This window comes from Allostreptomyces psammosilenae (assembly GCF_013407765.1).
Classification (GTDB): domain Bacteria; phylum Actinomycetota; class Actinomycetes; order Streptomycetales; family Streptomycetaceae; genus Allostreptomyces; species Allostreptomyces psammosilenae.
The window spans coordinates 269677-293199 of record NZ_JACBZD010000001.1 but is presented as its reverse complement, the minus strand read 5'-3'; the positions used below and the strand labels follow the sequence as shown (position 1 = coordinate 293199).

The window sequence follows — 23523 nt, the reverse complement described above, 5'->3', positions numbered from 1 at the left end:
CGCCCACCCCGCCTCCCGTGCCCGCCGCTCCCTGACCCGGAGACCCCACCATGACCAGCCAGCTGACGACCGACACCGACACCACGCCCTCCGAGGACGCGGCCTCCGCCACCTCGCTGCTCCGGTTCGCCACCGCGGGCAGCGTCGACGACGGCAAGTCCACGCTCGTCGGACGGCTGCTGCACGACTCCAAGTCGGTGCTCGCCGACCAGCTGGAGGCCGTCGAGGCGGCCAGCCGGCGCCGCGGCCAGGACGCCCCCGACCTCGCGCTGCTCACCGACGGCCTGCGCGCCGAGCGCGAGCAGGGCATCACCATCGACGTGGCCTACCGCTACTTCGCCACCCCCCGGCGCCGGTTCATCCTCGCCGACACCCCCGGCCACGTGCAGTACACCCGCAACATGGTCACCGGCGCCTCCACCGCCGAACTCGCCGTGGTGCTGGTCGACGCCCGCAACGGCGTCGTCGAGCAGACCCGCCGGCACGCCGCCGTCGCCGCCCTGCTGCGCGTCCCGCACGTCGTCCTCGCCGTCAACAAGATGGACCTCGTCGACTACGCCGAGGACACCTTCCGGCGGATAGCCGACGAGTTCTCCGGCTACGCCGCCTCCCTCGGCGTCCCCGAGATCACCGCCATCCCGATCTCCGCCCTCGTCGGCGACAACGTGGTGGTGCCCTCCACCGCCATGGACTGGTACACCGGCCCCACCCTGCTGGAGCACCTGGAGACCGTGCCGGTCGTCGGCGACCCCTCCACCGCCCCGGTCCGGCTCCCCGTCCAGTACGTGATCCGCCCGCAGGGCGCCGCCGGCGTCCCCGAGGAACTGCGCGACTACCGCGGCTACGCCGGACAGCTCACCTCCGGCGTGCTGCGGGTCGGCGACACCGTCCGGGTGCTGCCCTCCGGGGCCACCACCACCGTCGCCGGCATCGACCTGCTCGGCCGCTCCGTCGACATCGCCTGGGCCCCGCAGTCCGTCACCGTGCTGCTCGCCGACGAACTCGACATCTCCCGCGGCGACCTGCTGGCCACCGAGGCCACCGCCCCCGAACCGGTCAAGGACGTCGAGGCCACCGTCTGCCACCTGCACGAACGGCCGCTGCGCGCCGGCGACCGGGTGCTGCTGCGGCACACCACCCGCACCGTCAGGGCCATCGTCAAGGAGATCGAGCACCGCCTCGACATCGACACCCTGGAGCGCGGCCCCGCCCCGGACGGCCTCGGCGTCAACGACATCGGACGCGTCCGGCTGCGCACCGCCGAACCGCTGGCCCTCGACGACTACGCGACCAGCCGCAGCACCGGCTCCTTCCTGCTCGTCGACCCCGCCGACGGCACCACCCTGACCGCCGGCATGGCGGGCGAGGCGTTCGCCGGGGCCGCGGCCGAGCGGCCGTGACCGGCGGCCACCCGTGACCACCGCCGCCACCACACCGCCCACCCGGCGGCGGACCACCACCACACCGCCCACCCCGGCGCCCGCCCCCGCGCGGGCGCCGGAGGACGGCGCCGTGCTGCTCGCCGTCGCCCACGGCAGCCGCGACCCGCGCCACGCCGCCACCATCCACGCCCTGCTCGACCAGGTCCGCCGGCAGCGGCCGCAAACCCGCGTCGAGGTGGGCTTCCTCGACTTCGACACCCCGTCGCTCGACGACGCCCTGGACCGCCTGGCCGCCCGCCACACCCGCCGGGTGGTCGCCGTCCCGCTGCTGCTGGGCCGCGCCTACCACGCCACCGACGACATCCCCGGCGTGCTGGACGGAGCACGCGCCCGCCACCACCGGATGGCGATCCGCCAGGCCGACGTCCTCGGCCCGTCCCCGCTGCTGCTGGACGCCCTGGAGGAGCGGCTGCGCCAGGCCGGCGCCCCCACCGGCGACCCCCGGCTCGGCGTGGTGCTCGCCTCCGCCGGCTGCTCCGACCCGGCCGTCCGCGCCCGGATGTCCGCCCTGGCCGCCGAGTGGCGGACCCGCGCCGGCTGGCACTCGGTGCTGCCCGCCTACGCCTCGGCCGCCGGGCCCCGCGTCCCCGAGGCGGTCGCCGCCCTGCGCGCCGCCGGCGCCCGCCGCGTCGCCGTCGCCCGCTACTTCCTGGCGCCCGGGCGGCTGCCCGACATCGCCCGGGACGGCGCGGCCGCGGCCGGCGCCGACATCGTCGGCGACGTCCTCGGCCCCTCCCCCGCCGTCGCCCGCCTGCTGCTGCACCGCCACACGCGGGCGCTCGCCGCGCCCTGGCCGGCGGTCCCCACCCAGGGTCAGCCCCGGCGCGCCCGGGCCGCGTCGAGGTAGGCGGCGGCGCCCTCCGGGTCGAGGAACCACTCCGCCAGGTCCGCGGGGTCGTCGAAGCCGTTCGCGAAGCGGTCGGCCACCTCGGGCAGGCCGGCGGCGGCGCCGAGGATCTCCCGCACGTGCTCCGGGGGCGGCGCCAGCATCGCGTCGGTCCAGCGCACCACGTGCCGGGCGTAGTCCCAGAAGCGCTCGAAGGCGGCCTCCATGAAGGCGCGGTCGAACGGACCGTCCCCGCGCTCCTCGATCGCCGCCAGGTAGCAGGCGGCGGCCTTGGCCGCGCTGTTGGCGCCCTGGCCGGTGATCGGGTCGTTGGCCACCACCACGTCCGCCATGCCCAGCACCGGGCGGCCCGACGGCAGCACGGCGACCGGGTGCCGCACGGTGGGCGGGAACCGGCCGGCGAGCGTGCCGCCGGCGTCGGTCAGCTCCGCCCCGCGGGCCCGCTCCCACTCCCACGGCAGGTACCGCTTCATCAGTTCCCGGGTCAGCTCCAGGTGCTGCCCGGGGTCGGTGACGCCGTCGAAGACGTCCAGCGGACCGCCCGGCACCCCCTCCAGGAACAGGATGTCGGCCGGCCCGGTCAGGGTCAGCGTCGGTATGACGAACAGCTCGCCGACGCCCGGCACCAGGTTGCAGGCCACCGCCGGGAAGGGGTGCTCGGGGCGCGGCGCCAGGCCGTGCACGTAGGCCACCGCCAGCGCGCGCCGCGGCGCGTCGTGCGTGGAGCGGGCGGCGTCGCGCGCGAACAGCCCGCCGAGCCCTCCGCGGCCGGCCGCCACCACGGTGAGGTCGTATCCGGCGGAGAGCGCGTCGAGGTCCTCGGCGGTCACCGCCCCCACCCGCACCTCCCCGCCCCGGGTGGCGAACTCCTCCAGCCAGTGGGCCATCTTGATCCGCTGGTCCACGGAGTGCGCGGGGGCGGACAGCCGGCCGAGCCAGTCCAGCGCCCGTCCGCCCCCGGGGTCGGCCACCGAGACGCCGATCCCCCCGACGGCGGGCGCCTCGGCGTCCCAGTGGGCGAGGCCGAGCGCCCGCTCGTGGGCCCGCGCGCTGTCGAACATCACCTGGGTCGACAGCACCCGACCGGACCGGATCCGCTCGGCGGACCGGTCGGTGACCACGGTGACCCGGTGGCCACGGGCCTGGAGCCCGAGCGCGAGCTGCAGGCCGGACTGGCCCGCGCCGACGACGAGGATCTGGGGCATGGCGCTCTCCTGACACGAGGTGGGCGACGGCGGACCCGACCCGCCCGGCCCCCGTCCACCCGCGCCGTCCCGGGCGGGCCCGGGTGCCCGTGGTCGCTGGCCGGCGGGCCGTCATCCTCCCGTCCGGACGGGCCATTCTGCCCCGACACCGGCCGAACGGCCCCCGGCGTGCGGCCACTTCCCAGCCGCGCCACCCCTGCGTGCCCCCGTCGGGCCGCGCCTCCGTCAGGCCCGCCTCCCGTCGGGTCCGCCTCCCGTCAGGCCGTCCGCACCGGCCACAGCGTGTCGACCACCGCCAGCGGATCCCGGGTGCGCCGCAGGTACGCCTGGTAGCCGGTGGCCCACTCCGCGTACCAGGCGATCTGACTGCGGTGCAGCTCCGCCGGCGGGGTCGACCGTATCTCCGGGTAGCGCCCGGCGATCGCCGCCATCACCTGCACGGCGGCCAGGGCGTCCGCCCCCGCCTCGTGGGCGCCCTCCAGGGTCACCCCGTACTCCCGGCAGACCGCTTCGAGGTTCCGTGAGCCGCGCCGGTAGCGGTCGACGCGGCGGTCGATGGTCAGCGGATCCAGTATCGGCGCGGCGACCCCGCCGGAGAGCCGCTCCAGGGACGGCAGGCCGTGCCGGACCAGCTCCGCGGAGAGCACGCTGAAGTCGAAGGCGGCGTTGAACGCCACCACCGGCGTGCCGGTGGCGAAGTAGCGGGCCAGCCGGCGCGCGATGCGCGCGGCGCACTCGGCGGCCGGTTCCCCCTCGGACCGGGCGCGCTCGTTGGTCACCCCGTGGATCCGGACGGCCTCCTCGGGGATGGGCACGCCGGGATCGACGAGCCAGTTGTGACGGGCCACCAACTCGCCGTCGGCCACTTCGACGAGGGCGGCGGTGACGATCCGGGCGGTCAGGGGGTCGGTTCCGGTGGTCTCGAGGTCGAAGCCGACCATGAGGTTCCTGTGCCAGCTCATCCCGGGCACCCCTCTTCTCTGCGTGATGTCCTGACAGACATCCTGCCCAGCTCCTCCGACATCGGATTCCTGCCGGCCCGGCGTACGCGTCTCGCGCGCGCCCTCGGCGGGCATCGCGCATGCGCCGGCGCACGCCCGTCGCACACGCCGGCGCACCGGCGTGGCGACCTGCTGTCGAGGACCCGTCATCACCGTGCGCGGCGGCCGGCCGGGCGCTCCGTCAGCCGTCCGGGCCCGAAGCGGCCGGTCAGGACACCGGCCGGGACGCCTCCCAGGCCCCCTCGAACTCCTCCCGGTACAGGTCGAACACCCCCGGCTCCGCGCCGCGCTCACCGCCCCGCCCCCGCACCACCAGCGCCGGGGCCTCGGTGCCCCGGGCCCGCCGCAGATACGGCTGGATGACGGCCAGTCCGTCCGGACCGTCGCCGTCGACCAGGTAGGCGGTGAACCGCGGGGTCTCGTCGAACACCCGGATCTGGAAGTCCTCGGCCGCCCGGCCGACCGCAGGGTCGGCCACCCGCGCCCGCACCCGCCGCATCTGGATGATGTTCGCCTCCACCGTGCGGGCCAGCTCCCCCCGGGACAGCCCCAGCTCCCGCTCCCGGCGGCGCACCGTGCTGCTGGCCGGATTGATGAACAGCAGCCGCATCCGGCAGCCGTCCAGGGCCAGGCGGGCCAGCCGGCGGGCGGTGAAGTTCTGCACCAGCGGGTTGAGCGCTATGCCGACGGCGTCCAGGGTCCGGGCCCCGCGCAGCAGCTCCTCCATGGGCAGCTCGCGCTGCAGCCGCACCCGGTCCGGGTGCACCCCGATCACGTCGGCGTAGCGGTCGGCCACCAGGTCCTCGATGACGTCCACCGGCATCCGGCGGGGCGCCTCGGCGGCCTCGTCGTCGGCGCGCCGGTTGCCGCCCAGCACCTGCAGCAGGCGCAGCGCGGTCCGCTCGGCCTGGGCCAGCACGGTGGAGGTCAGCGAGCGGTTGCGGGCCACCACGTGCCGGGCCACCTCCAGCTCGTCCAGCGCCAGCTCCAGCTCCCGGCGGTCGTCGAGGAAGGGCGCGAAGCACGGCCAGTGGCCGGCGATCAGCTCACGCAGCTGGGGAAGGGTGAGGAAGACCAGCAGGTCGTCGTCGGCCGGGTCGAGCAGGTAGCCCTTGCGACGGCTGACCTCCCGCACGGCCGCGGCCCGGTCGGCCCACTCCGCGCCGCCGGGCCCGGCCGCGGCGACCACCCAGTCGTCGCCGTGCACCGGCTCGTAGATGGGGCGGAGCACGGCGCCGACCACGGCGCGCAGCCGCTGCTCCACCAGGTTGAGCCACACGTAGGCGCGGCCGTCGCGACGGACCCGGGTCAGGGCGTCGTTCCACTCCCGCTCGGTCCAGGCCAGGATGTCCACGCCGTCCGGCCTGATGGTGGACGGCGCGCGGCGCTCGGGGGTGCCGGAGAGCGGGTCGCGCCCCGGGACGTGCTGCTGCTCCATCGGGCCTGCCTGTGCCGGGATGCTGCCGGAGAGGGTGCCGTGCGGTGGGCCTGGGGGCAGGCCGGGGAGGGTGGGCGCGTCGTACGGGCTGGTGGGGCCGCCACCGGTCAGGGCGGCGTCGGAGGGGAGGGCGGAGGAGTACGGGCCGCCGCCGTACCCGTCCGGGCCCGGTCCGGCGGCGGGGCCGCGGCGGGCGGAGCCGTCGGCGCGCCGCTCCTCGCCGGCGCCGCCGCCCGGGGCGCCGGCGTAGTCCGCGCCGGCGTAGTCGGGCTCGCCGTAGCCGCCGAGCGGATGGTCGGCGTCGGGGTAGCCGGCGTCCGGATAGCCCGGGCCGCCGTCGTACGGCTCGCCGCCGCCGAAGGCCCCGCCGTCCTCGTAGCCCGCCCGGTCGTACTCGGCCCGGTCGTCGTAGCCGGGTCGGTCGTCGTAGCCGGGTCGGTCGTCGTAGCCGGCGGCCCGGTCGTACCGGCCGTCGTCGTAGGGAGCACCGCCGCCGGCGCCACCGCCGTACGGCCCGGTCACGGGGTCGGAGGGGTCGTCCGGCTCCGCCCCCGACGGCCCGGGGGCCTCGTCGGCGCCGTCGCCGGACGGGCGCCCGATGTGTGCTGCCACGGTGGCTCGTTGGTCCCTTCCCCGCTGGTCACGGAATCGCGGTGGAGGAGGGCCGTGCTCCTCCGCCACGAGTGATCAAGCCTACTGTCCCGTGATCACCACCGCAGTCCGATCAGACATGCACATGTTCTGTTCATTTGGGCACAACAGAGGAAAGGTGACGAGCACTCAGCCGTCGGCCGGGCCCGTGTGGACGGACCGTGCGCCACCGCGCGCCCGCCCCGACACCAACATTCGGAGGAAGATGCCGGGAAGTCGTACCGGGGGACGTCGAACTGCGCGACGATTTTCGCGGAAGGTCTCCGTGCCGGCCGACTCGCCGGACGGGCGTACGGAAGCAGGTGGGCATGCAGGTCTGGCCGGGACAGCCGTACCCGCTCGGCGCCACGTACGACGGCGCGGGCACCAACTTCGCGGTCTACTCCGAGGTGGCCGAACGCATCGAGCTCTGCCTGATCGGCGACGACGGCACCGAGGAACGCGTGGAACTGCGCGAGACCGACGCCTTCGTGCGCCACGCCTACCTCCCCGGCATCCAACCCGGCCAGCGCTACGGCTTCCGGGTGCACGGCCCCTACCGCCCGCACACCGGCGACCGGTGCAACCCCCACAAGCTGCTGCTCGACCCCTACGCCAAGGCGATGAGCGGACGCGTCGACTGGGACGAGTCCGTCTACGGCTACCACTTCGGCTCCCCGGAGAGCCGCAACGACGCCGACTCGGCGGGCCACACCATGACCTCCGTGGTGATCAACCCCTACTTCGACTGGGGCAACGACCGCCCGCCGCGCACCGAGTACCACCGCACGGTCATCTACGAGGCCCACGTCAAGGGCCTGACCTACCTCCACCCCGGGCTGCCCGAGGAGATCCGCGGCAGCTACGCCGCGATCGGCCACCCGGCCGTCATCGACCACCTCACCACCCTCGGCGTCACCGCCATCGAACTGATGCCCGTGCACCAGTTCGTGCACGACCACCGCCTGGTCGACGCCGGCCTGGCCAACTACTGGGGCTACAACACCATCGGCTTCTTCGCCCCGCACGGCGCCTACTCCTCCACCGGCGACCGCGGAGGCCAGGTGCAGGAGTTCAAGACGATGGTCCGCGCGCTGCACGCGGCCGGCATCGAGGTCATCCTCGACGTCGTCTACAACCACACCGCCGAGGGCAACCACCTCGGCCCCACCCTCTCCTTCCGCGGCCTGGACAACGCCTCCTACTACCGGCTCGCCGAGGACCGCCGCTACTACATGGACACCACCGGCACCGGCAACAGCCTGCTGATGCGCTCCCCGCACGTCCTCCAGCTCATCATGGACTCGCTGCGCTACTGGGTCACCGAGATGCACGTCGACGGCTTCCGCTTCGACCTCGCCGCCACCCTCGCCCGGCAGTTCCACGAGGTCGACCGGCTCTCCTCGTTCTTCGACCTCGTGCAGCAGGACCCCGTGGTCTCCCAGACCAAGCTGATCGCCGAACCGTGGGACGTCGGCGAGGGCGGCTACCAGGTCGGCAACTTCCCGCCGCTGTGGACCGAGTGGAACGGCAAGTACCGCGACACGGTGCGGGACCTGTGGCGCGGCGAACCCGCCACCCTCGCCGAGTTCGGCTCCCGCCTCACCGGCTCCTCCGACCTCTACCAGGACGACGGACGGCGCCCGCTGGCCTCCATCAACTTCGTCACCTGCCACGACGGATTCACCCTGCGCGACCTCGTCTCCTACAACCACAAGCACAACGAGGCCAACGGCGAGGACAACCGCGACGGCGAGAACCACAACCGCTCCTGGAACTGCGGCACCGAGGGCGACACCGACGACCCGGCGGTGCGCGCGCTGCGGGTCCGGCAGATGCGCAACTTCATCGCCACGCTGATGCTGTCCCAGGGCGTGCCCATGCTCGGCCACGGCGACGAGTTCGGCCGCACCCAGAACGGCAACAACAACGCCTACTGCCAGGACAACGAGGTCGCCTGGGTGCGCTGGCCGGCCGCCGCCACCGACCGGCGCGCCAGCGAGAACCCCCTCGGCCTGGAGGCGCCGCCGCACGCCCTCCCCGTCCCGCCCGCGCCCACCGGGCCCGCCGTCCCCGCCGGTTCCGCCGCCGGGGCCGTCCCGGTCACCGGAGGCCACCCCGGCACGGGCTCCCAGGCCCCCCACGGCTCCACCACCCCGCTCTCCTCCGCGTCCCACCCCGCGGCTGCCTCCGACACCCCCTCCACCACCCCGCCCCCGACCGCGGGAACGAGGGCCCGGAGCGAGGAACGCGACAAGCCGGACCCCTGGGAGACCGAGGCCGCCTCCCTGCTGCGGTTCACCCGCCACATGATCTGGCTGCGCCGCAACCACCAGGTCTTCCGTCGCCGGCGGTTCTTCCACGGGCGTCCGGTCGCCGGCACCCACGACGCGCTCTCCGACATCTCCTGGTTCACCCCCGAGGGGGCGGAGATGACCGACCGCGACTGGAGCGCCGCCCACGCCAAGTCACTGTCCGTCTTCCTCAACGGGGAGGCGATCTCCGAGCCCGGGCGGCGCGGCGAACGGCTGCGGGACGACTCCTTCCTGCTGCTGTTCAACGCCCACCACGAGGCGCTGGACTTCGTGGTCCCGGTCGTCGACCACGGGCCGGACTGGCAGGTCGTGGTCGACACCGCCCTGCCGGAGGTCATCCCGCCCGGAACCGGCGCCACCGTCGGCGCCGGAACCCGACTCCGGGTCACCGACCGCTCACTGGTCGTCCTGCAACGGCCGCGCGAGTAGCCGGGGGCGGGCCGGCGCCACCCGCCGGCCCGCCCCACGCCCTCCGCCCACACCCCCGCCCTCCCCGCCGCCCCCTTCTGCCCTCCCAGCCCCCGCCGGCCCGGCCTGACGGCCACCCGAGCCGCCCCCCCGGCCCGCCCGCACACCCGTGCCCCGGCAACCGCCGTGAGGCGTCCCCCGTCCGTGTGGAAGGATGATCCGGACCCGACAAACGATCTTCAAGGGGGGACCCATGCGCATCCGCACCATGACCACCGTGGCGGCGTGTCTACTCACCACCGGACTGCTGGTCGGCTGCTCCGCCGAGGAGGACACCGCGGACGCCGCCAACCCGGCGGCCAGCGCCCCCGCGGCCAGCGGCGGCGAAGGCGAGACCGAGGCGGAGACCGAGGCCGAGGGCGGCGCCGACGAGGGCGCTGCCGAAGAAGGCGGCGCCGAGGAAACGGCCGGCGGTGAGGCGGACACCACCGAGGGCGCGGACCTCACCGACCTCGTCGACGAGGACCAGCTCTTCCTGCAGACCACCCGGGACACCGTGCCGGGCGTCGAGGGGATGAGCGACGACGAACTGATCCAGCTGGGCCACGACGTCTGCACCTCCTTCGAGAACGGCGACGACATGCTCACCGTCACCGGGATGGTCAGCGACGAGGCCGGCCTCGACCAGATCGGCTCCTCCACCTTCATCGGGGTGTCGATCGGCAGCTACTGCATCGAGCAGCAGGCCAACATGCTCGGCTGAAACCCGGCGGCCACACCACGACCGGCCGGTCGGCCCGCCCCACCCAGCGGCCCGACCGGCCGGCTCCTACCCCCTTCGCCCCCGCCCTCCCCCGTCCGCTTCCTCCCCCTGCCGCCCCAAGCCGTGACGGCCGGCCGTCACGACAGCCCGTGACGAGAGGGCGGCGACATGACAGGCTGCCCACCATGGAGGAACAGCCACTCGCCGGAGGATTCGTCAACACCGTCGTACGCGTGGCCGACACCGTGCGCCGCACCCCCGGCCCCCGCGCCCACTACGTCCACGCGCTGCTCCGCTTCCTGGAACAACGCGGCTGGCCCGGCGCGCCACGCTTCCTCGGCATCGACGACCGCGGACGCGAGATGCTCTCCTTCGTCCCCGGACACGTCGCCTGGGAAGCCCGGCAGCCACCCGACGTCAGCGCCGACGCCAGCCTCGTCCGCGTCGCCGAACTCCTGCGCGCCTTCCACGACCTGACCGCCGGCACCCCGCTCGCCGCCGGCGGGGAAGTGGTCTGCCACAACGACCTCTCCCCCAAGAACACCGTCTACGCCCCGCACGGCCCCGCCCGACCGGGCCCCGACGCTCGGCCCGACGCCCGGCCCGGCGGACCGCCCGGGGACGCCGCGCTGCGCCCGGTCGCCTTCCTCGACTGGGACATCGCCGCGCCCGGCGAGCGCGTCCACGACGTCGCGCACGTCTGCTGGCAGTACGTCGGCCTCGGCCCCACCCTCGCCGACCCCGACGAGGCCGCCCGTCGCATCCGGCTGATCGCCGACGCCTACGGTCTGTCGGCACACGACCGAGGACGGCTGCTGGACACCGTGCTGTGGTGGCAGGACCGCTGCTGGCGCGGCATCCGATCCGCCGCCGCGGCCGGCGAACCGGCCATGCGCCGGCTGCACGAGTCCGGAGTGACCGAGCGGGTGCGCGCGGCCCACGCGTGGACGGCCGCCCACCGGGAACGGCTGACGGCGCCACTCACGCCACCGCCGTCCCCCCGCGCACACGACCCGAACACCCAGCCTCCCCCGCACGGCGACCACGCATAGGATGCGAGCGTCCTCCGCCGCGCGGAACCCGGCCGCCGGCGGCGACCCTCGCACCGCCGGGCCGCGGATCGGGAGGCGCCCGCGATGTCGAAGGGCACGGCGAGGCACACCGGCGGCGGGCTGCGCCTGGAAGACGTCGGCAAGCGGTACCGCGCCGGCGGGCCGTGGGTGCTGCGCGGCGTCGACCTGCGCCTGGAGCCCGGCACGCTGGCCCGGATCGAGGGGGCCAACGGCGGCGGAAAGTCCACCCTGCTGAAGCTCATCGCGGGCGTCGAGGCGCCCAGCCGAGGCCGGCTCCTCCCGCTGACCGGCGGCCACGGGCGCCCGTCCACCTGCTACGTGCCGGAACGCTTCGCACCCGCCCTGCCGTTCGACGCCACCGGCTACCTCACCCACCTGGGCAGCGTGCACGGCCTCCGCCGCCGGGAGGCGGCCCGGCGCGCGGCGCACTGGCTGGAACGGCTGGGACTCGCCGACCAGGCCACCGTGCCGCTGCGCCACCTGTCCAAGGGGAGCTGCCAGAAGGTGGCCGTGACGCAGGCGCTGATGGCCGAGCCGGGGCTGCTGGTGCTCGACGAGGCATGGACCGGGCTGGACGAGCCGTCGCGGACGCTGCTGGACGACGCGGTGCGGGAACGGGTGGCGGCCGGAGGCATCGTGGTGTTCGTGGACCACGACCCGCGCCGGTTGGCAGGCGAGGTCACCAGCCGCCACGCCGTGCGGGACGGCACCGTCGTCCCCGTCGCTCCCGTCCTCCCCGTCGAGCACGAGGACACCGATGCCGGGAAGCCCGCCGGGCGCACGGCACTGCGGGTGACGATCGAGGTGACCGCGCCCGAGGCGGAACTCGACGCGGCGCTGCACACGGTCGGCGCGGCCGGCGTGGTGACCCGCCCGGCCGGCGGCGAGGCGCGGGTGGAGTTGGCGGCGGAACACTCCGACGCCGTGCTGCGGCGGCTGCTGGGCGCTGCGCCGTCGCTCCATGTGCGGTCCGTGCGCGAAACGGAAGCCGGCCCCTCGGGGCGGGCCCAGAGGGCTGGGGAAGGCGGAAGCCGATGACGACACGCCGGCTCGTCGCGCTGGTGGGCTACCGGGCCGAGCTACTGCTCCGCTCCTATCGGTGGCTCCCGCCGGTGCTGCTGTACGCGCTGATCCTGACGGTGGGGATCCAACCCGGGCAGCCGCTGATGGACTCGCTCGGCTACGCCGGAGCGGCGACGGTTCCGGCCGCGGCCTGGTTGATCCGGGGGACGATCACCGCCGAACCGGCGGCGGCACGGGCCTGCGTGGGGGCCTCCGCCGGCCCGGGATGGGGGCACCTGGCGGGAGTGCTGGCGGCCCTGGCCGCGGGGGTGGTGATGGCGGGGGCCGGGACGGCCGTGATCGCGGCCATCAGCGGCCCGGTCGGCGGCGGGGCGGAGACGGAGCGGGCGGCGGCCGTGCTGGCCGGGGTGATGACCCAGCTGGTCTGCGTGCTGGTGGGTACGGTGGTCGGGGCCCTGTGCAGCCCGCCGCTGCTGCGGCACACCGGGTACGCGATTCCCCTGACGGGTATGGGGGCCATCCTGGCGCTGGTCGTGGGCATCTCACCGGCGAACGCGGCGATCACCACCATGGTGTCGAGCGCGGAGGCGGGGGCGGTGCGCCTGCCGTGGGGTGGACTGGCCACCGGGCTGCTACTGGTGGCAGGCGTGACCTGGCTGACCTGCGCGGCGGCTCGCCGGCGCTCCTACGAGTAGGGGTCGGTAGTCGGAGGCCGGCGAACCAGTAGGCCCCGCCTCTTTGATTCCCCGGCACCCCTCGGTTCCTCATTGAGGGACGGGCACAGGGCTTTCATCCAAGAGGGGACGGGGCAGGGCCATGGATTCCGAGGGTGAGTGATTGCGAAGGTTGTTACCAGATACCGGGCCTCTCTGTTTTTCCAGCCACCCTCTACAAGTAATACAACAGCCCTTCTCCCGAAGAACGCGCTCCCCACTCCCCCGTTCCCCGACCCTCCCCCCCTCCCCCTCCCGCTCCCCTTTCCGCCGCCCAACCCAATCTCCTGGCGCCCAGCCTCACCCACCCATTGGGCACCACCGCCAACCCGGCCCAATCCAGCCCCTGTCCAGCCCTCCCCGCCCGAACCCCGGCCGCCCCAACCCCAGCCCACCCAACAGCACCCAGCCGATTAAGGGCTCCCCCCTCCCGGCCACAGCCCACGCCCCACCTATTCAGGGCCCACATCTCCAGAACCCCGGGGCCCACACCTCCAGAACCCCAGCCCAACCCGGCCCCAAGCCCACCCATTCCCGGGGCCCCTATCCACACAGCAACCCAGAACCGGGTTTCCCTCTGGGACCGCCCTTTCCCGAGGCCCGACCCACACGCCCATCCTCGCGGCTTCTTACGGGCACCCGATGCAAGTAACGCCCGCGCGCCCCTAGGTAGCGCCACATCGTTCGATCCATCGCTCGCACCGACGCGACGACAGACTCTCTGTCGCGACGGAATGCCCCACGAGCCTCCTCCTGGAAGGAACTTCCGAAGAGCGCGACCATCCCGGGCAAGCGAAGCGATGAGCAGGAAAACTCAGGCCTCGATGACTCGATCCCTGCAGCCAAGAGATGCCGACCTCTACGGAAATGGCCTGCCTTCCGGACACAGCAGGCTCCGCCGAGCGGATCTCCAAGCCAGCGGACGGCCGCACCAGCGGCCACACCCCAGGCGGCGACCTGCTCCTCGGCGAACATGGGGAGATTCCTCCATTGCCGCCGAACCGTGGCGAGAAGCAGCCGACGCAACGCGCTACCTTGTCGGTTGGTGCACCCTCCTTCCAGAAGGAGACCAGTCGCAACCATATCGACGAATCGGTGGATCGAGTCATGCCTCCATGATGCCCAGATGCCAGGAGGAGGAAAAGAGGAATTTCCTGCCTGTGGAAAAACGATTCTCCACAGGAAATGTTGCTGCTTTACAAACGAGCAGTACGCGGGTATACAGCTGACCCCACTACAGAGGGGTACAGCAGGGCAACGGCGAAGGTGCCGGGGCGCGAACAGCCCGAGCATGCCGGCTCTTGCCGACCGGGCGGAAGGCGATCGAGGCTGCTGGGACCCGCGAGGCCCGGCCGGCACACCATCGTCGGGAACTGCCGAGAACCACCGCGCCGGGTCTGCGTGCGCCTGAGCCGGAGGGGGTCACACCTTGGCCAGAGATCACCGCACGAGCACTCCGGGGGAGATTCTCGCGAGTGCCACCCATCCGGGGCGGCGTGGGCCCCGGTCTCGGCCCGTTGGGTCGGCGGGTGTGAGACCTGCGCGCAGAGGGTAACGACCGCTCGGAAGACGTCGGCGGTGGAGGAACGGCCAGGTAGGACCACAGGTCAGAGCCGGCGCTACGGTATGCGGAGTACAGTTCTCCGCGCAGGTCCGGATCCGAGTCACCCTCAACAGGACTGAGGCGCCGGGCAGTTGACGCACCCCATGATTCGGTGTGCTCGAAGTGTCGCGAAGTAGCCACAGGGTGTGGTCAGATGGTGCGCGCGTTCTTCACCAGGATATGACGAAAGATCATGGTGAGAGAGGGGGCCAGCAGCCATGGAAGAGGCGAGGAGCCGGGGCCGTCGGACACGCCGCACAGGGCTGGTGGTCGCCTTGGCGGTGGTGGTCGCCGCCGCGGCGGGAACCACCCTGTGGTTGGTGACGGCCCCGGAGGACCAGAGCGCCGCCACCCCCGCGACGGATGCGAGTCCGACACCCGGCTCGGACGCGGCCACCTCCGCGACACCGTCGGCGGCTACCTCCCCGTCCAGGGACCCGGAGATCGTGGCGGCCGAGGAGGAGGTCCTCGAGGTCTACCGGGCCTGGTGGGACGCCCAGGTGGAGGCGTACGCGAAGGGCTCCTCTGCGGACACCGCCCTACGGGACTACTCCGTTGACAAAGGCAGGGCGTGGGTCGAGGAGCAGTTGATACGTCTGAGCCAACAGAACATCGTCTACACGGGCGAACCAAGCATCAACCCCGTAGTTGACGCCATAGATCTTACAGACACCCCCCATCGTGCGACGATCACGGACTGCATCGACGTCACCAACTGGATTCCCGAATACAAGGACACCGGGGAACCCGTTGATCTCGCGAACCAAGCAGAGAGATTCGTCCTTGTTTCGCACATGAGCATCTATAACGGCTCGTGGGTGGTGGACACTGCCGAACCAGACCGGGATCGCGCCTGCTAGGAGGTTCACCGTGTCGCAGAGAAGGAGAAGTGCCGCTCTCTCGGGTATCACATTGGCACTGACCCTGGCATCCACTCCCTGGCACTCCGCACAGGCTGATGTTTCTGAGTGTGAGGACGACATCTACTGCATCGAGGCCGAGAAACCTGGATCCTCAGGATCTGGTGGATCCTCGGGATCTGGCTCCACGGGAGGCGACACGGCCTCCGGCGGCTGCACGTGGGATGGATCGGAAGTGCCGTGCAGCTACCCGGAGTACGGTTGGTTCAACGCCATAGACGGCTGCTACTACATCGAGGTCAGCGACCCGCCGGAAGCGGGGCACGAGATGTGGGAAGGGCAGGATCCCGAGGAGAGTACGCTGTACCAGCGCACGTGCCCGTACTCTGGGTCCGGGGCGCCAAGCATCACCACCAGCCCAACCGGCGGAGCTGCCGCCATCAACAATGTTGAGCCACCCGAGCCAACGATCTCGCCGGAGCAGCTCGCGATTCAGGCAGTAGAACAGCTCGCTCTCGAATCCCCCGTTATCGCGAGTGCCCCGAATCCGGGTGGTAGCGGCTTGGTAGACCTTCCCGTTTGGTTGTGGGTGGAGCAAGCCGAGAGCTTCTGGTCGCCGGCGTCGGCTACTGCGACGGCGGGGGATGTCTCCGTGACAGCGGAGGCGCGTGTCCAACGCATCGACTGGGACATGGGGGACGGCACGGTCGTGAGTTGCGAGACGGCCGGAACGCCCTACACACCGTCCCAGGGGAACCGCCAGTCGCCCGACTGCGGTCATGTGTACAACGCGCCGGGTGAGTACACGATCACCGCCACGGCGGTCTGGGAGATCGCGTGGGAGGCGAGCACCGGAGAAGGCGACGTAATTGTGGATGAGACGTCGAGCAGCGTCGATGTCGTCATCAACGAACTCCACGTTCTCAATCAGTAAGACAGCAGCAGGTCGGCAGCACCCCTGGGGGTACGGATGAGTGGCCATTCGGCCGTCAATGTCGCGGCGCCGGGCGTCGGGGCGGGTGGTAGCGCGGGGGCGAACCCGGGGGCGGGCCCTCGGGTGGCGCCACAGCTGCCGCAGCGGTCGTTGGGGCCGCGCCGGCGGAGTCCCGCGCTGATTGGGTTGGCGGTCGCGCTCATCGCGGCTGGTGGGTTGGGGGGATATGCCACGTACGTCAGTACGGGCGAGCGCCAGGCGGTGTTGGCGGTGGCCGCGGCCGTGCGGGAAGGGGAGACGATCACCAGCGCCGATCTGACGGTGGTGAACATCTCGCTGGATCCGGGCATCCGGGCCATCGGGGCGGACCAGATCGGTGAGATCGAGGGGACGCGGGCCACCACGGACCTGACGGTGGGGGCGCTGCTGACGCCGGAGGCGTTCACCGCGGAGTCGTTCGTGGGGGACGACCGGCAGATCGTGGGTGTGGCGTTGTCGCCGGCGCAGCGGCCGGCGGTCGCGCTGACGCCGGGGACGGCGGTGCTGGTGGTGTACACGCCGGGGAACGGCGGGGCGGCGGCCGGCAGTGGTGGTGGGGGGACGACGGTGACGCCCGACGACGGGGGTCAGGCCGGCGGTGAGGAGGCGGGGAACGCGGCGCTGCCGCCGACGATGCGGGCCACGGTGGTCAGCGTGAGCGCGCCGGACTCGGGTGGTGGCGTCGTGGTGGACCTGGCGGTGTCGGCGGTGGACGGGCCGACGCTGGCGGCCTGGGCGTCCACCGGGAAGGTGGCGCTGATCCTGCAGTCCCGCGACCAGCAGGAGCGCGACGCGCAGGGCGGGGGCGGCGAGGAGGCCGAGGGGGCCGGGGAGGCCGAGGGGGCCGGGGAGGCCGAGGGGGCCGAGCCGGAGGGCGGTGAGCAGGAGTGACGCTCGTCGCCGTGGTGGGCGGCCCGGGGGCGCCCGGGGCGACGTCGACCGCCGTGGGGTTGCTGCTCACCTGGGCGTTGGATCGGCCGGTGCCCGGGCAGGGGGGTGCTTCCGGGGGTGCCGGGCAGGGGCACGGCGGGCGGCGGGTGTTGCTGGCCGAGTGTGATCCGGACGGCGGTGCCGTGGCCGCCGGCACCCTGCAGGGGCGGCTGTCGGGTGGGATCGGGCTGCACCGGTTGGCGATGGCGGACCGGCAGGGGCGGTTGGCCGAGGGGCTGGACGCCGAGTTGGTGGACCTGTCGGACGGTGACGGGAGCAGGTTGCTGCTGCCGGGGTTCTCGGACCCGGTGCAGGCCGCCGGCCTGATGTGGACGTGGGAGCCGCTGGCCGAGTTGCTGGCGGTGCTGGAGCATTCGACGCCGCCGTGCGACGTCATCGTGGACCTCGGCCGCGCCGGGGCGTTCGGGCCGGGGCGGGTGTTGGCGCGCCGGGCGGACGTCGTGCTGGTGGTGGTGCGGGGGACGCTGCGCAGCATCAGCGCGGCGCGGCCGCGGGTGGCGGCGCTGCGTGCCGATCTGGACGCCAACGGGACGGGGGCGGACGCCGTCGGCCTGGTGTTGGTCGAGGAGGGGCCGTACCGGGCGAGCGAGGTGGGGGCCCAGTTGGGGGCGCCGGTGCTGGGGCTGCTGCCGCACGATCCGGAGAACGCCCGGGTGCTGTCGGACGGGGGTGAGCAGGGGCGGCGGTTCGCGCGTTCCGGCCTGCTGCGGGCGTTGCGCAGCGTGGGGGACGAGGCGTCGTCGACGGCGATGCGGCGGCGGATCCGGATCGGGGGCGACACCCGTCCGATCGCCCAGGCGGTGCCGTCGCCGTCCCCGGCTCCGGCGGGCGTTCCCGGGCAGGTGCAGGGGCACGGGGCGGGGCCGGGGCAGGCTGCGTCGTACGGGTATCCGGGGTACGGCTCGCCTCAGCAGGCCCCGCCGGCGCCCGCTGGCGGGGTGGCGGCGCACGTCGGGCCGCCGCCGACGGGGAGCGTGGAGGTGCACCGTGGCGGATGAGTCGCGGCATCCGGCGGGGTCCCCGGTGGCGCCGGAGGCGGTGGGCGACGGACCCGGCGCGGAGGCGCCGGACGCCCCGGCGGGGCATGCCGGCGGGTACGGGCGGCCGTACGGGGGTGCGGCGGGCGGGCCGGCCCCGGGTGGTGGGGTGCCGCCCTACCAGGTGACGCCGCCCTACCAGGTGACCCCGCCGCCCCCGCCACCGCCGCAGCAGGGGCCGGCCGGGTCCTGGGCGGGTGAGGGAGAGTCGGACCGTTGGCGGAGCGGGCACTGGCGGACGGTGCCGGCGCCGCCGATACCGACGCCGCCGCCGCCCGCTCCGGCACCGCCGTGGTCGGCGCAGCGGGACGAATACGCTCAGTTCGTGCCGGAGTACCAACCGCAGGATCCGAACAGTTATGGGCGTCCCGCCGGGTTCGGCCCCAACGGCCAGGCGCCCAACGGCCAAGTGCCCAACGGCCAAGTGCCCAACGGCCAAGTGCCCAACGGCCAGGTGCCGAACGGCGCGGGGCCCAACGGCGGTGGCCCGTACCGTGCCGGGTACGGGTACGGGGCCGGGCCGGCACAGCCGCCGCAGGGGCAGCAGCCCTACCCGCAGGCGCCGGGACGGGCGCCCGGACCGGATGCCGCCGGGCCGGGCTACGGGTATCCGCCGCGGCCGTCGGGGCCGGCTGTGCCTCCGGAGCAGCGGCCGCACCAGGCGTACCAGGCGCCGGGGCCCTACCAGCCGTACCAAGCGCCCGGCTCGTACCAAACACAGCAGCCGTACCAGACGCAGCAGCCGTACCAGGCGCAGCCGCCGTACCAGCGGGGCGGCGGGGGCGGGGTGGCGGGCGGGTTCGCCGGGGAGGCGGAGAATCCTCCGCCGCCGGTGGGTCAGCCGTATCCGATGCGGACGCCGTATGCGGGGCCGGCCGCCCCGGGCGGCGGTTCCCCGCAGCAGCCGTGGCGGGAGCCGGGCTCCGGGGAGGACGCGTCCCGGGGGCAGGTTCGGGGCCCGGAGGCCCCGGCGCCGGGGCCGGCCCCAGGGCCGGGCACGACGGCGGCCACCGCGCAGCCGTCGACGCGGCCCGCCGAGCCGCCGAGCGCGCCACCCACCGAGCCGCCGAACGGTCGACCGGTCCAGGAACCGGCCGGGGCGGCGGCGGACTCCGCGGCGCCGACGGCGGGCCGCCCTGGTACGGGTGTCGAGGACGGTGCCGCGCGGCCGGCCGAGGAGGGGCGCCAGGGGCTGCGGGCGTCGCTGCGCAGCCGCCTGCCCTCGCTGGGCCGCAGTTCGAGCAGCCGTGCGTCGGCGGAGGCGCCGGCCGCAGGCGGCAGGGCCTCGACGGCCGGGGAGGCCGGGGCCTCCGCCGGGTCGGCGGCGCCGGCCAAGCCGTCCACGGACCTGGCGACGCTCGGCCCGGGGAGCTCGCTGCCGGTGGCGCTGCGGCCGGGCACGGCCGGTTCGGCGGGTCCGGCCGAAGCGGCGGCCTCGACGGCGCCGCCCATCCAGCGGGGGTCGGGCGGCCGTGGGGGGCCGGCGGCGGACGGCCCGGGCGGAGCCGACGGCCAGCACGGCCAGCACGGCCAGGACGGCCCGAATGGTCCGAGCGCCCTCGACGGCCTGAACGGGGCGACCGGCCCGAACGGGGCGAACTGGGTGAAGGGGCCGGGCAGCCCGAACGGGGCGGCGGCTTCGGACGACTCCCGGGGCGCGGGGCGTGCGGTGCCGGGGGCGGCCGGTGGGGTCGCGGCGCCGGGTGCGGCGGGTGCCGGGCCGCGGGGGCTGCCGGCCGGTGGTGCGCTGCCGGCCGGCTCGGCCGGGGTGCCCTCGGCGACGGTGGACCTGCGGGTGGCCCAGGAGATCGCCCGCCGGGTGGCCGCGGAGCTGCACGAGCAGCTCCGGCAGCGGCCGGGCACCACCCGGGAGGACCAGCGGCAGCACGGGCGCGCGCTGATCGACGAGGCCGTGGCCCGCTGGGCGGACGGCTACGCCCGGACCCACGGCACCTCCCCCACCCGCGCGGAGGACCGGGCGCTGGCGTCGGTGGTGTTCGACCTGCTGTTCCGCGCGGGGCGGTTGCAGCCGTACCTGGATGACGAGCTGGTGGAGAACATCCTGGTCAACGGCTGTGACGACGTGTGGATCTCCCGGGTGGACGAGCCGCTGCGCCGGGTGCCGCCGATTGCGGACAGCGACGAGGAGCTGATCGAGCTGCTCCAGGAGCTGGCCCGGCAGCACGGCAACGGCGAGCGCATCCTGTCCACGTCCTCCCCGACGCTGGCGCTGCGGTTGGAGGGCGGGATGCGGTTGCAGGCGATGACGGGTGTGACGCCGCGGCCGTATGTGGCGATCCGCCGTCACCGGGTGCAGTCGGCCACGCTGGACGACATGGTGGCGCTGGGCACCCTCGACCCGGGGCTGGCGGCCTTCCTGCGGGCCTGCATCCGGGGGCGCCGGAACGTGCTGATCGCGGGCACGCAGGGGGTCGGCAAGACGTCGCTGCTGCGGGCCATGGCGAACGAGATCGATCCTGACGAGCGGATCGGCACGATGGAGAGCGAGTACGAGCTGTGGCTGCACGAGTTGGGCACGCTGCGCCAGGTGGTGCCGATCGAGGCGCGGGAGTCCAACGGGGAGCGGGTCGACGGGCGGGCGGCCGGCGAGCTGACGATCGGGGAGCTGATCCCGCCGGCGCTGCGGATGTCGCTGTCCCGGCTGATCGTCGGTGAGGTGCGCAGCCACGAGGTGGTGCCGATGCTGCGGGCGATGACGGCGGGCGAGGGCGGGTCGATGTGCACGCTGCACGCGCGCGGGCCGCACATGGTGCTGGACCGGATCGCGGAGCTGTGTCTGGAGTACGGGCGGGAGATGACCGACCAGTTGGCGTACCGCCTGGTGGCGAACGCGCTGGACTTCATCGTGTACGTGCGGATGGTGGACGAGACGGCGTTGGGTGGCCGGCGGCACCGTTTCGTCTCGCACGTGCTGGAGGTGGCGGGGTTGGGCGAGCAGGGGCGGCCGGCGTTGAACACGGTGTTCGGGCCGGTGCCGGGTGAGCCGCGGGCGGTGCCGCGGACGGCTCCGGCGTGCCTGGACGACCTGCTGCGGGCGGGGTTCGATCCGCGGGTGCTGGACCAGCCGCGGGGGTCCTGGCCGGCTCCGTTGGATCTGAAGGTGCAGGTGGCCTGAGTGCTGTTCGGAGCGGGCGCGTTCGCGATGGTGCTGAGCGGCACGGTGGTGGCGCTGGGGCTGGTGTGTCTGGTGGTGGGGCTGCGGGGCACCGAGGCGGAGCCGTTGCGGTACCGGCTGCGGGCTCGGCTGGCGCGCCGGCTGCCGGGGTTCGGGGCGGCCGGTGAGGGCGCCGGGCTCGGCGGGCGTCCGGCGGTGGGCGGCGGGTTCGGGGGGACGGCGCGGCTGCGCGCGGTAGCCGCGGTGGCCGGGGGCGTGCTGGGCTGGGCGGTCAGCGGGGTGGCGTTGGCGGTGGTGCTGGTGCCGCTGGGGGTGTACGGGCTGCCGTGGTTGTTGGCCGGTGGGCGTCGCGGGCAGAGCCACACGGAGCGTCTGGAGGCGCTGGCGGAGTGGACGCAGCGGCTGTCGGACGTGCTGCTGCTGGGCATGGGTCTGGAGCAGGCGATCATCTCCTCGCGTCGCACGGCGCCGGAGGCCATCGAGGCCGAGGTGGGCGACCTGGTGGCCCGGTTGCAGGCGCGGCGGCGGCCGGACGAGGCGTTGCGGGCGTTCGCGGACGCGTTGGACGACGCGACGGCCGACAAGGTGGTGTCGGCGTTGATCCTGCGGACCACGGACCGCGGGCCGGGGTTGGCGCGGGCGCTGGCGGACCTGGCGGTGACGGTGCGTGAGGAGGTGCGGCAGCGGCGGGCGGTGGAGGCGGACCGGGCGCGGCACCACGCGACGGTGCGGTGGCTGGTCTACATGATCCTGGCCGTGGCGGTGGCGGGGGTGCTGAACCGCACGTACACGGCGCCGTACCGGACGGTGGCCGGGCAGGTGGTGCTGGCGGTGCTGGCGCTGGGGGTGGTGGCGGTGCTGATGTGGATGCGGTCGTTGTCGGCGCACCGTCCGGCGGCGCGTTTCCTGGCCGCGGTGGGTTCGGCCGGGCGTGATCGCGGTGGTGACCGGCGTGCGGGCGAGCGGGGCGGCGGGGACGCCGGCCCGGGTGGAGCGGGCGCCTGGGACGGCGGCGGTTCGGGGCGGGGCTGGGCCGAGGGCGCGGGTGTCGCCGGTGGGGGCGGCGGCGCGGCGGACGGGGGGTCGTCCGGTGGTCAGGCGGGCGGGGCGGGCCTGTGGAAGGGGTGGCGGCGGTGACCTCGGGTCTGTGGCTGGCGGTGCTGTCCGGTGTGCTGCTGGGCGCGGGGATCGCATTGCTGGTGCGTCAGCTGCGTCCGGCGCCGCCGGACCTGTCGTCGGCGTTGGCGCGGTTGCACGAGGACGCGCCGCCGCGCCGGGCGGACGCGGAGGGTGGGCGTCCGGATCCGGTGGCGCGGCTGGGTGCGGCGCTGTCCCGGTTGTCGTGGGTGCGTTTCCCGGAGCGGGAGATGGACCTGATGGAGCTTCCGCGTGAGCGTTTCCTGGTGCAGAAGGCGGGCTTCGCGCTGATCGGGCTGGTGCTGCCGAGTGTGCTGGCGCTGATCTGGCTGGTGGCCGGGTTCGGTACGCCGCCGCAGGTGCCGCTGGTGGCGGGGCTGGGGTTGGCTGCGGCGCTGTGGTTCCTGCCGGATCTGATCGTGCGCAGCCAGGCGGCCGAGCGGCGGGTGGAGTTCCTGCACGCCATCGCCGCGTACATGGAGCTGGTGGCGTTGGAGCGGGCGGCGGACGCCGGGCCGGGCGAGGCGTTGGAGCGGGCGGCGCAGGTGGGCTCGGGGCCGGCGTTCGGGCGGATCCGGGACGCGCTGGAGCGGGCGCGGCTGGCGCGCGAGCCGGCCTGGCAGGGGCTGGAGCGGTTGGCGCAGGACCTGGCGTTGACGCCGCTGGAGGACATGGCCGCCACCATGCGGATCTCGGGTACGGACGGCGCGGCGGTGTACGACGGCCTGCGGGCGCGGGCGCGCAGCCTGCGCGGCGAGCTGCTGGCGGACGACCTGGCGCAGGCGAACACGGACAGCGAGCGGATGGTGGCGCCGGGGGCGCTGCTGGTGATGTTGTTGGTGGCCGGGTTGGCGTTCCCGGCGCTGTACACGATGTTGGTGTCGAGCTAGTGGGGGGCGGCGCAGAATTGACGATGGATGAGCTCTGCGGAGTCAGGCGAGGCGTCATGACCGTCATCCCGCCGTGTG

At 74.2% G+C, this 23523-nt stretch carries 18 protein-coding genes; 14 read left to right on the top strand and 4 right to left on the bottom strand.

What is annotated here, in order from left to right:
• Positions 1 to 50: 50 nt before the first annotated feature.
• Positions 51 to 1400 (top strand): sulfate adenylyltransferase subunit 1, encoded by a 1350-nt coding sequence (locus tag FHU37_RS01065; protein WP_179812348.1) that lies wholly within the window; start codon positions 51 to 53, stop codon positions 1398 to 1400.
• A 112-nt stretch (positions 1401 to 1512) separates the two neighbouring features.
• Positions 1513 to 2289 (top strand): sirohydrochlorin chelatase, encoded by a 777-nt coding sequence (locus FHU37_RS01060; protein WP_179815931.1) that lies wholly within the window; start codon positions 1513 to 1515, stop codon positions 2287 to 2289.
• Here the strand turns inward: FHU37_RS01060 and FHU37_RS01055 are convergent.
• From FHU37_RS01055 to FHU37_RS01045, 3 genes are all read right to left on the bottom strand, one after another.
• A complete protein-coding gene (locus FHU37_RS01055) occupies positions 2256 to 3494 on the bottom strand; it encodes a styrene monooxygenase/indole monooxygenase family protein (protein WP_179812347.1) in 1239 nt (412 codons plus the stop codon). The genes FHU37_RS01060 and FHU37_RS01055 overlap by 34 nt on opposite strands.
• A 257-nt stretch (positions 3495 to 3751) precedes the next feature.
• The gene (locus FHU37_RS01050; protein ID WP_179812346.1) at positions 3752 to 4456 is read right to left on the bottom strand and encodes a 3'-5' exonuclease; all 705 of its coding nucleotides are present in this window, start codon (positions 4454 to 4456) and stop codon (positions 3752 to 3754) included.
• A gap of 247 nt (positions 4457 to 4703) precedes the next feature.
• A complete protein-coding gene (locus FHU37_RS01045; protein WP_179815930.1) occupies positions 4704 to 5933 on the bottom strand; it encodes a DUF5919 domain-containing protein in 1230 nt (409 codons plus the stop codon).
• Positions 5934 to 6892: 959 nt separating this feature from the next.
• Between FHU37_RS01045 and glgX the strand changes: the two genes are divergently transcribed.
• The 9 genes from glgX (at position 6893) to FHU37_RS00995 (ending at position 18243) form a co-directional block, all read left to right on the top strand.
• Complete coding sequence (glgX, locus tag FHU37_RS01040; RefSeq protein ID WP_246449519.1) at positions 6893 to 9307, top strand: glycogen debranching protein GlgX; 2415 nt, start codon at positions 6893 to 6895, stop codon at positions 9305 to 9307.
• A gap of 232 nt (positions 9308 to 9539) precedes the next feature.
• Positions 9540 to 10049, top strand: coding sequence for a DUF732 domain-containing protein (locus tag FHU37_RS01030; protein WP_179812345.1), 510 nt, complete (start codon positions 9540 to 9542; stop codon positions 10047 to 10049).
• 185 nt (positions 10050 to 10234) lie between these two features.
• Positions 10235 to 11101 (top strand): phosphotransferase, encoded by an 867-nt coding sequence (locus FHU37_RS01025; RefSeq protein ID WP_246449517.1) that lies wholly within the window; start codon positions 10235 to 10237, stop codon positions 11099 to 11101.
• An 84-nt stretch (positions 11102 to 11185) separates the two neighbouring features.
• On the top strand, positions 11186 to 12160 hold the full coding sequence (locus tag FHU37_RS01020) for an ABC transporter ATP-binding protein (RefSeq protein ID WP_179812344.1): 975 nt from the start codon (positions 11186 to 11188) through the stop codon (positions 12158 to 12160).
• Positions 12157 to 12840: an ABC transporter gene (locus FHU37_RS01015; RefSeq protein WP_179812343.1), complete on the top strand. Its 684-nt coding sequence runs from the start codon at positions 12157 to 12159 to the stop codon at positions 12838 to 12840. Before FHU37_RS01020 ends, FHU37_RS01015 begins: the two co-directional genes overlap by 4 nt.
• Positions 12841 to 14679: 1839 nt before the next feature.
• Positions 14680 to 15321, top strand: coding sequence for a hypothetical protein (locus FHU37_RS01010; RefSeq protein ID WP_179812342.1), 642 nt, complete (start codon positions 14680 to 14682; stop codon positions 15319 to 15321).
• Positions 15322 to 15331: 10 nt separating this feature from the next.
• Positions 15332 to 16255: a hypothetical protein gene (locus tag FHU37_RS01005; RefSeq protein WP_179812341.1), complete on the top strand. Its 924-nt coding sequence runs from the start codon at positions 15332 to 15334 to the stop codon at positions 16253 to 16255.
• Between the two features lie 270 nt (positions 16256 to 16525).
• Complete coding sequence (locus FHU37_RS01000) at positions 16526 to 17185, top strand: SAF domain-containing protein (protein ID WP_179812340.1); 660 nt, start codon at positions 16526 to 16528, stop codon at positions 17183 to 17185.
• A complete protein-coding gene (locus FHU37_RS00995) occupies positions 17182 to 18243 on the top strand; it encodes a hypothetical protein (protein WP_179812339.1) in 1062 nt (353 codons plus the stop codon). The genes FHU37_RS01000 and FHU37_RS00995 overlap by 4 nt, the downstream gene beginning before the upstream one ends.
• Positions 18244 to 19119: 876 nt before the next feature.
• Here the strand turns inward: FHU37_RS00995 and FHU37_RS00990 are convergent.
• Complete coding sequence (locus FHU37_RS00990) at positions 19120 to 19683, bottom strand: hypothetical protein (protein WP_179812338.1); 564 nt, start codon at positions 19681 to 19683, stop codon at positions 19120 to 19122.
• Here FHU37_RS00990 and FHU37_RS00985 point away from each other — a divergent pair.
• The 3 genes from FHU37_RS00985 to FHU37_RS28805 are packed head-to-tail and all read left to right on the top strand — an operon-like array spanning position 19664 to position 23445.
• Positions 19664 to 21418, top strand: a complete 1755-nt coding sequence (locus FHU37_RS00985; protein WP_312892362.1) for a TadA family conjugal transfer-associated ATPase — start codon at positions 19664 to 19666, stop codon at positions 21416 to 21418. The two genes, FHU37_RS00990 and FHU37_RS00985, sit on opposite strands and share 20 nt — an antisense overlap.
• Positions 21419 to 22555 (top strand): type II secretion system F family protein, encoded by a 1137-nt coding sequence (locus tag FHU37_RS28810; protein ID WP_179812337.1) that lies wholly within the window; start codon positions 21419 to 21421, stop codon positions 22553 to 22555.
• Positions 22552 to 23445, top strand: coding sequence for a type II secretion system F family protein (locus FHU37_RS28805; RefSeq protein ID WP_312892361.1), 894 nt, complete (start codon positions 22552 to 22554; stop codon positions 23443 to 23445). The genes FHU37_RS28810 and FHU37_RS28805 overlap by 4 nt, the downstream gene beginning before the upstream one ends.
• The last annotated feature ends 78 nt before the right edge of the window (positions 23446 to 23523 follow it).